Origin of the sequence: Pyxidicoccus fallax (assembly GCF_012933655.1) — a bacterium.
In the GTDB taxonomy this organism is placed as follows: domain Bacteria; phylum Myxococcota; class Myxococcia; order Myxococcales; family Myxococcaceae; genus Myxococcus; species Myxococcus fallax.
This window is the reverse complement of record NZ_JABBJJ010000504.1, coordinates 1-6,589: the sequence shown is the minus strand read 5'-3', so window position 1 is coordinate 6,589 and position 6,589 is coordinate 1. Positions and strand designations below refer to the sequence as shown.

At 70.4% G+C, this 6,589-nt stretch carries 3 protein-coding genes; all 3 read left to right on the top strand.

Features of this window, described 5'->3' with window-relative positions:
• Positions 1-76 precede the first annotated feature (76 nt).
• Entirely contained in the window at positions 77-4,228 is a 4,152-nt protein-coding gene (locus tag HG543_RS50175) for a protein kinase domain-containing protein (protein ID WP_169352087.1), read from the top strand.
• 56 nt (positions 4,229-4,284) lie between these two features.
• Positions 4,285-5,805 carry a lipoxygenase family protein gene (locus tag HG543_RS50170; RefSeq protein ID WP_169352086.1) on the top strand — a complete coding sequence of 507 codons (1,521 nt, stop codon included), beginning with the start codon at positions 4,285-4,287 and terminating at the stop codon, positions 5,803-5,805.
• Positions 5,806-5,943: 138 nt separating this feature from the next.
• A partial coding sequence (locus HG543_RS50165) for a peroxidase family protein (protein WP_281404554.1) occupies positions 5,944-6,589 on the top strand: 646 nt, incomplete at its 3' end.

The following is a 6,589-nucleotide window of genomic DNA, read 5'->3' as shown; positions in this document are numbered from 1 at the left end:
CTCCCAGCCCTGCCCCAAGCCCGACGCATGCCTAACTTCACCACGCCCCCTCGTCGGGGCGGGCCTGGGGGGAAGCATGGGCAGCAAATCCAGCCAGGGCGGCGAGCCCTCGTGGCCCTCCATGGGAGATGGGGGCTCCGACTATGGCGACTCCCTGTTGCAGGCGGTGCTGGACACGCAGCCGGAGGTCCGCCTGCCGGTGCCCGGAGAGTGGCTGGGTGGCAAGGACGGCCGCCGCTTCCAGATTCGCGCGCACCTGGGCCGCGGAGGCACCGGCGAGGTGTTCCAGGCCTGGGACGAGGAGCTTCAGCGCGTGGTGGCGCTCAAGTTCCTGCCTCCCCACGCGGGGCTCACCGAGCTGGCGTTGGACGAGGCTCGCGCCATTGCCCGGCTGGACCACGAGAACATCGTCCGCCTCTTCGACGTGTCCGAGTGGGTCAGCGGGCCGGGCGAGCCGAGCATCCCCTTCCTCGTCATGGAGTGTCTGGAGGGAGAGTCGCTGGCCCGGATACTCGAGCGGGGCCGTCCGGGACTGCGGCGCGCGCTGGAGATCTTCGATGACATCCTCGCGGGGCTGGCCCATGCCCACGAGCGGTCCATCATCCACCGCGACCTCAAGCCCAACAACGTCTACATCGTTCCGAAGGGCACGGCGAAGCTGCTCGACTTCGGCCTGGCCCACCTGGTTGTCCGCGAGACCTCCAGCTTCCCGAGGCTGCCCACCGCGGGCACGCCGCCCTATATGGCCCCGGAGCAGTGGCGGGGCGCGGCGCAGGACGAGCGCACCGACCTCTGGGCCGCGGGCGTGGTGCTGTACGAGATGCTCACCGGGACGCTCCCCTACCCGGGCGCCCACACCCAGGAACTGGCCGCGAGGGTAACGTCCGACGAGCCGGTGCCTTCGGTGCGGGAGCTCCGCCCGGAGCTTCCCCGCGCGGTGGAGAGCCTGCTGGCGACGGCGCTCGCCAAGGACCCCGTCCGGCGCTTCCAGACGGCCCAGGAGCTGCGCGACGAGCTGCGCGGGCTGCGGACCCGGCTCGGCCCCACGGATGAACCCGCGGCCGTGCAGCCGCCCCGCGCCGCCCCCCTGCCCCGTCAGGTGACGCTGGTGTCGTGCCGGCTCCGGGGCCTGGGCACGCTCGACCCTCCGCTGGACCCCGAGGACGTGGGCGAGGTGCTGCTGGCCTTCCGGCAGGGCAGCGCCGAGCTTGTCCGCCAGTATGGCGGCGCCATGCCCGCGGACGTGGGGAGCGAGATGCTCGCCTGCTTCGGCTGTCATCAGGTGCGCGAGGGCGACGCGGAGCGCGCGGTGCTCGCGGGGCTGAGCCTCGTCCGCGAGCTTCCCCAGCGTCTGCGGCGCACCTTCCCGTATCTGCCCGCGAGCCTCGCGGTGAGCGTGGGCATCCAGACGGACAAGGTCACGCTGCGGGAAGGGCCACCGGACGCCCAGGAAGGGAGCTTCAACCTGCACGGCGAGGCCCCCGGGCTCACGGCATGGCTCGCGCGCCAGGCCGGACCGGGCGAGGTCGTCATCGGAGAGACCACCCGGCGGATGGTGCACGGCGGTTTCGAGACGGAAGCCCTCGGCACCCGGGACTTCGATGGGCTCGTGGGACGCGTGCCGCTGGCGCTCCACCGCGTGCTGCGCGAGACGGAGGCCCTCACCCGGTTCGAGCGGATGCACGCCGTCAGTGGCCTCACCTCGCTGGTGGGACGCGAGCGGGAGCTGGCGCGGCTGCTGGAGCTGTGGGAGCAGGCCCGCGACGGCCGGGGCGCCTCCATCCTCATCCGCGGCGAGGCGGGCCTCGGAAAGTCCCGCCTCATCCAGGAGCTGCTCGCGCGCGTGCCGCCCGGCGCGGCCACGCGGCGTCATGTCCAGTGCTGGCCCCGGTTCAACGCGCGTGGCCACTCCCTCGTCATCGAGCTGCTGCGCGGCGCGGTCCCCATTCACGCTGGCGGCTCACCCCAGGAGCAGCGGCGGGAGCTGGAAGCGGAGCTGACCGGCCGGGGCTTGTCGGTGGAGCAGGCCCAGCTGCTCGGCGTGCTCGCCGGCCTGCCGCTTCCCGAGGGCTCCCCGCTCCGGCTGGTCAGCCCCGAGCGGAGCAAGGAACGGGCGCTGGAAGCCCTGCGGACCCTGGTGCTGAACATGACCGCGGCGCGCCCCGTGCTCCTCACCGTGGAGGACCTGCACTGGGCCACCTCCCTGCACCTGGAGTTCCTGGGCTCGCTGCTGGGGCACCTGGAGGAGGCGCGCCTGCTCATCGTCCTCAGCGCGCGCCCGGAGTTCCGGTCGCCGTGGCCCCACTACCCCTGGGTGCATGCGCTCAAGCTGGAGCGCCTCCCGGCGGAGCAGTCCTCTGATCTGGTGAAGAACGTCGCGCGCGGTCGGGGCATGGAGGCGGAGCTGCTCCAGCAGCTGGTGCGGACCACGGATGGCATCCCCCTCTTCATCGAGGAGATGACCCGGCTGGTGCTGGAGCGGGCCCCCGTCCGGGACCTCTCCCCGGACGCGCTGCCGCACTCCATCCCCGCCACCCTGCACGAGCTGTTGCAGGCCCGCCTGGACACGCTGCCCTCGCGGCAGAAGTCGCTGGCCCAGCTCTGCTCCGTGGTGGGCCGGGGCTTCACGAAGCCCCTGCTGTCCGCCCTGGTGGACCAGGACCGCGTGACGCTCCAGCGCGACCTGCCCGGGCTGGTGGACGCGGGGCTGCTCCAGCCGCACCGGGAGATGGGACTGGATGGGTATGAATTCCGGCATGCGCTCATCCAGGAGGCCGCCTACCAATCCCTCTCACGCGGCCGCAGGCGCGACTACCACCTGCGCATCGCCAGGGCCCTGCCCGAGCATGCGCCCGAGACGGTGCGGGCGCGGCCCGAGGTGCTCGCGCACCACTACACGGAGGCGGGGCTCATCGAGCCAGCCATCCGCTACTGGGCACAGGCCGGGCGGCAGGCCAGCCTCCAGTCCGCGAACCAGGAGGCGGTGGGCTATCTCTCCCGCGCCCTCAAGCTGCTGCGCGGGCTGCCGGATGCCCACCAGCGGCTGCGCGAGGAGCTGGAGATCCTCGTGGCGCTGGGGCTTCCACTCATCCAGCTGCAGGGCTACCGCTCCCCGGAGGTGGAGCGCAACTTCGCCCGCGTGCACGACCTGTTCTACCCGCTGGGCGAGGTGCTTCCCCAGCTGGAGCTGGCCTACTGGGGAATCTTCTCCTTCTACTTCGTGCGGGCGGAATACGCGCGGGCGCGCGAGCTGTCCGACTGGCTCCTGACGCTGGGGCACCGGCAGGGCAACGTGGACCTGCTCGCACAGGGCTACCGGATGATGGCGACGGTCAGCTACTCCCAGGGCCGGCCGCGGGAGTCCCTGGAGGACTTCGAGCGCGCCATCGCCTGCTCGCAGTTCGACCTCGAGAAACACCGCGAGCTGACGATGCGGCACTGGAACAACCCGCTGTCCTCGGCCCAGGCGCATGCCTCCATCGTCTATTCATTGGTGGGCCAGCCGCGGCTGGCCCGGCAGCGCGCCCGGGAAGCGCTGGAGCTGGCCGAGCAAATCGGCCACCCGCACTCCACGGCGTATGCCCTGACGTACCTGGCGGTGGGCGCCCAGATGCGCCGCGAGGCCGACTCCGCCCTGGAGTGGGCCAGCCGGGCCAACGCCATCTCCACCGAACATGGCTACTGGCTGTGGAAGTCCTGGTCCAACCTCATCCGGATCTGGGCACGGGCGCAGCTCGAGCCGTCGCAGGCGCTGCTGGAGGACCTGGAGCGGAGCCTCGATGAGTGGCAGGAACGCGGTGTCCGGGCGGGAATGCCTCCCCACAGCGCCATCCTCGCGGAGCTGCACCTGAAGCTGGGGCAGGTGGAGCCGGGCCTGGAGGCGGCCCGATGGGGGCTGCAATGGGCGGAGAAGACGGGCGAGCGGAACCTCGAGCCCGAGCTACACCGCCTGATGGGGGAGCTCCTGCGCATGGCGGGAAGGCCGGACGAGGCGAAAGCCAGCTTCTTCCGCGCCCTCGCGGTGGCCCGGTGGCAGGGCTCGGGCCTGTTCGAATTGCGCGCCGCGGTGGGCCTGACACGCCTGCTCCTCGACCTGGGCGTTTCCATTCCCGCGCGGCGGCTCCTCACGAAGCGCCTGGCCCGCCTCGACCCGTACGGGGATTCCCCCGACTTCGTGGAGGCCCGCGCGCTGCTGGAGCATGAGGCGGCGCTGGAGAGGTCTCCCTGAACGCCACCGTCACACCCTCCGCCTGGCCACATCTATCAGGCAAGACGGGGGGACACATGTGGCTCATCAAGAAGAAGTTCTGGAACTGGGTGACGACTCGCAAGTTCAGCAGCAACAAGGTCGTCCAGGTTCCAGTTCCCAGGGAATCCAAGCGAAGGCTCGAGCTGGTCAGACTCTCATCGCTGATTCCCGACATTCCCATCTCCAATGTCTGGCTGGCGGACCACATCCCGGAGGATGAGCGCTCACTGCGCACGCGGATGCAGCAGTCCGTCCTGGACGTGCAGCGCAGACTCCTGCGGCTGCTCCCGCCGATGGAGGAGGGCCTGCCCCCCATCGACGATGACCCGAAGAAGGCCCTGGGCGAGGCCTATACCCGCCGCCACGAGCGGCTCTTCCCGCGCCCCCGGCTGCCCATGGAGTTCACGCCCGACCCCGACCTGGGGAAGCTGGCCGTGACGAGCCCCTACTATTGCTACCTGGAGCGGACCGCCGGAGACGAGTACCACTGGGACTTCAGCCAGTTCCGGCGCTACGAGCATCACGCGGGGCTCCGCTCGCTGGCGGTGCGCGTGCTCTTCCGCGTGGAAGCGTCCCAGCGGCGGCTGCGGGCCGTGCGAATCGAGTCCGACGAGCTGGGTACCACGAAGCCCGGTGACGAGGACTGGCCGCTCGCGAGGAAGCTCGCGCTGTGCGCGGCCACCACGCACATGTCGCTGGTGCGCCACCTCAATTGGATCCACCTCACTGGCGGCAATGCGATTGCCATCGCCACGCGCAACTGTCTGCCGGCGGCCCACCCCTTGAGGCGGCTGCTGTGGCCCCACGTGTACGGCACGCAGAACAGCAACCTGCTCACCATCAAGAGCCAGCTCGTTCCCCGGGGGGACTTCGAGTCCATCTTCAGCTTCACGCATCCGTCGCTGTGCCGCCTGCTCGATGACACCCGCGACGAGTTCGACCTCGCCCAGCTCGACCCCGAGCTGGATGCGCGGCAGCGCGGGCTGCTGGAGAACGGCCTGGAACTGCCGACGCTGGAGAACCGCCGGGAGCTCTTCGAGGTGATGCGCGCCCACGCCTCGCGCTACCTGCGCCTGTACTACGACTCGGATGACAGCCTGCGCCGGGACGAGGCCTTCCACTGCTGGGTGGCCGAGCTGGACCGAATGCTCCCCCGGGGAACGCTGGCGCTGCTCGGCGAGGAGCCCACCCTGAAGAGCGCCGCCCGGCTGGTGGCCGCGCTCATCTACCTCGAGACGGTGGAGCACGAGGTCCTCGGCACCTGCCTCTGGAACTACCAGGTGTGGACGCACGTCCAGCCGGTGCGCATCTACCGCAATGGCCAACGGGAGCCGCTGGATGTCTACCAGCGCCTCATCAACACCAACTTCATCCTCAACGTGCACCGCACGCCGCTGCTGGAGGACTTCTCCCGGCTGGCGCTCGACGTGAGGGGCGCGAGCGCCATGCGTACCTTCCGCGAACAGCTCCAGCACCTGGAGGAAGGCATGAGACAGCAGGGCTGGGCTGCCTGGCGAGTCACCCCTCGGGAACTCGAAGCCAGCATCAACGCCTGAGCACGACGTTTGACTGGAGGACGTGGGGGCCCTCCATCCAGCCCATCCCACCTTTCCTTCCTCATTCCTAGATCAACGCATCCCCTGAAAGTTCTGGCAGGAATGCCAGTCCTTTCAGGGCCCTGAAGGAGGAAAGCCATGGAGCACGTCATCGAGACCCCGGGCCCGCGGCTGCCCGTCCGCGCGCTCCGGCGCATCCGCCTCACCCGCCGGAAGGCGCCCGAGCAGAAGCGCTGGAGAAGAAGCCCCCTCGCCCGGCTCTTCTCCGGCGTCTTCGCCCTCATCAACCGCGTGGTTCCCTGGCACCGGCTGCCACGGCCGCTCGGCGTGCTGAACCTGATTGCCCTGCGCGGGACGATGCGCGAGCACAACCTCCACGACACCTCGAAGCTGCCCTCCCGGGCCCACTCCGCGCCGCCGCCGCTGACGCCGGAGCAATTGGTGCGGCGCAGCCCCGATGGGACGTACAACGATGTGTCGAATCCCCGCATGGGCTGCGTGGGCGCCCGCTTCGGACGCAACATCCCGCTGGAGCGCGCATGGCCGGAGGCCGAGCCCGGGCTGCTTGAGCCCAGCCCGCGCATCGTCAGCAACCAGCTGATGGCCCGCGAGACATTCGTTCCGGCCCGCTCCCTCAACCTGATGGCGGCGGCGTGGATTCAGTTCATGGTGCATGACTGGTTCGACCACGGCACGCCGCGGAAGGGGAACGAGTTCCGCGTCCCGCTGGACACGGCGCGCGGTGATGACTGGCACCAGAGCCCCATGCTCATCCGCCGCACCC